The sequence below is a fragment of the Flavobacterium suaedae genome (assembly GCF_014642915.1).
In the GTDB taxonomy this organism is placed as follows: domain Bacteria; phylum Bacteroidota; class Bacteroidia; order Flavobacteriales; family Flavobacteriaceae; genus Flavobacterium; species Flavobacterium suaedae.
Genome location: NZ_BMJE01000012.1, coordinates 1 through 2847 on the forward strand (window position 1 = coordinate 1; position 2847 = coordinate 2847).

The following is a 2847-nucleotide window of genomic DNA, read 5'->3' on the forward strand; positions in this document are numbered from 1 at the left end:
AAGGAAGCGAACCCGCTGAACTGAAACATCTAAGTAGGCGGAGGAAGAGAAAACAAAAGTGATTCCGTTAGTAGTGGCGAGCGAACGCGGAACAGCCCAAACCAATTATGTTACGGCATAATTGGGGTTGTAGGACTGCGATATTTTATGTAAACAGAACTGGAATTATCTGGAAAGATAAGCGAGACAAGGTGATAGCCCTGTACAGGTAAAGAATATAATAAATAGCAGAATCCTGAGTAGGGCGGGGCACGTGAAACCCTGTCTGAATCTGCCGGGACCATCCGGTAAGGCTAAATACTCCTGAGAGACCGATAGCGAACCAGTACCGTGAGGGAAAGGTGAAAAGAACCGTGAATAACGGAGTGAAAAAGAACCTGAAACCATACGCCTACAAGCGGTCGGAGCCCATTTATTGGGTGACGGCGTGCCTTTTGCATAATGAGCCTACGAGTTACCGTTGCTGGCAAGGCTAAGCACTTAAGGTGCGGATCCGTAGCGAAAGCGAGTCTGAATAGGGCGCCATAGTCAGTAATGGTAGACGCGAAACCGTGTGATCTACCCATGGGCAGGTTGAAGCTGTGGTAACACACAGTGGAGGACCGAACCCGTTGACGTTGAAAAGTCTTGGGATGACCTGTGGGTAGGGGTGAAAGGCCAATCAAACTCGGAAATAGCTCGTACTCCCCGAAATGCATTTAGGTGCAGCGTTGATATTAGTTATATAGAGGTAGAGCTACTGATTGGATGCGGGGGCTTCACCGCCTACCAATTCCTGACAAACTCCGAATGCTATATAATATTGATCAGCAGTGAGGGCATGGGTGCTAAGGTCCATGTCCGAGAGGGAAAGAACCCAGACCATCAGCTAAGGTCCCCAAATGTATGCTAAGTTGAAAAAACGAGGTTTGTCTGCCCAGACAGCTAGGATGTTGGCTTGGAAGCAGCCATTCATTTAAAGAGTGCGTAACAGCTCACTAGTCGAGCGGACGAGCATGGATAATAATCGGGCATAAGCATACTACCGAAGCTATGGACTTTAAAAGTGGTAGGGGAGCATTCTATCGGCGCCGAAGGTGATATGTGAGTATTGCTGGAGCTTATAGAAAAGAAAATGTAGGCATAAGTAACGATAATGCGGGCGAGAAACCCGCACGCCGAAAAACCAAGGATTCCTCAGCTATGCTAATCAGCTGAGGGTTAGTCGGGGCCTAACGCGAACCCGAACGGGGTAGTGGATGGACAACAGGTTAATATTCCTGTACCTGCTTACAACAAAAGTGACGGAGGCGTATATTTGGTGCGTGCAGACGGAATTGCACGTTGAAGGGAGTGGTAACACCCCGATAGTACACTAAGACTACGGTTGCGGTGATAATCCAGAGAAGCGACTTCCAAGAAAAGCGAGTAAAGCAGCCCGTACCGTAAACCGACACAGGTGGTTGGGATGAGTATTCTAAGGCGCTCGAGAGATTCATGGCTAAGGAATTAGGCAAAATAGACCTGTAACTTCGGGAGAAAGGTCGCCCGCAGCAATGCGGGCCGCAGTGAAAAGGTCCAGGCGACTGTTTATCAAAAACACAGGGCTCTGCAAAATCGAAAGATGACGTATAGGGCCTGACACCTGCCCGGTGCCGGAAGGTTAAGAGGAGATGTTATCTTCGGAGAAGCATTGAATTGAAGCCCCGGTAAACGGCGGCCGTAACTATAACGGTCCTAAGGTAGCGAAATTCCTTGTCGGGTAAGTTCCGACCTGCACGAATGGTGTAACGATCTGGACACTGTCTCAGCCATGAGCTCGGTGAAATTGTAGTATCGGTGAAGATGCCGATTACCCGCAGTGGGACGAAAAGACCCTGTGCACCTTTACTATAGCTTAGTATTGACTTTGGATAAGTGATGTGTAGGATAGGTGGGAGACTTCGATCCTGCGTCGCCAGGCGTAGGTTAGTCATTGTTGAAATACCACCCTTTGCTTATCTGAAGCCTAACCTCTTGCGAGGGACATTGCTTGGTGGGTAGTTTGACTGGGGTGGTCGCCTCCAAAAGAGTAACGGAGGCTTCTAAAGGTTCCCTCAGCACGCTTGGTAACCGTGCGTAGAGTGCAATGGCATAAGGGAGCTTGACTGAGAGACATACAGGTCGATCAGGTACGAAAGTAGAGCATAGTGATCCGGTGGTTCCGTATGGAAGGGCCATCGCTCAAAGGATAAAAGGTACGCCGGGGATAACAGGCTGATCTCCCCCAAGAGCTCACATCGACGGGGGGGTTTGGCACCTCGATGTCGGCTCGTCACATCCTGGGGCTGGAGAAGGTCCCAAGGGTTGGGCTGTTCGCCCATTAAAGTGGCACGCGAGCTGGGTTCAGAACGTCGTGAGACAGTTCGGTCTCTATCTACTGCGGGCGTTAGAAATTTGAGTGGATCTGATTCTAGTACGAGAGGACCGAGTCGGACAAACCGCTGGTGTATCTGTTGTTCCGCCAGGAGCACTGCAGAGTAGCTACGTTTGGAAGGGATAAGCGCTGAAAGCATATAAGCGCGAAACCCACCACAAGATGAGATTTCTTTTAAAGGTCGTGGAAGATGACCACGTTGATAGGCTACAGATGTAAAGGCAGTAATGTCAAAGTCGAGTAGTACTAATAACCTGTAAGCTTATGTACAATTCGCTTCTGCGCGCTCCAGGGTGCGCAGGAGAGTCTTTCTAACAAAATTATACTCTATTATCTATCGCAGTATGTTACAATATTAGTCATTAGTTGATTAGGTATAAGGCAATAGCCAATAGTATTGATTAACTAATTACCCGAGCAAAAAGTAATGCCTATAGGCTAATTACTTTTGC

At 48.6% G+C, this 2847-nt stretch carries 1 rRNA gene; it reads left to right on the top strand.

The features are described from left to right. Nucleotides 1-2665, top strand: a 23S ribosomal RNA gene (locus IEW45_RS14690); the annotation flags it as partial. Between the last annotated feature and the right edge of the window lie 182 nt (nucleotides 2666-2847).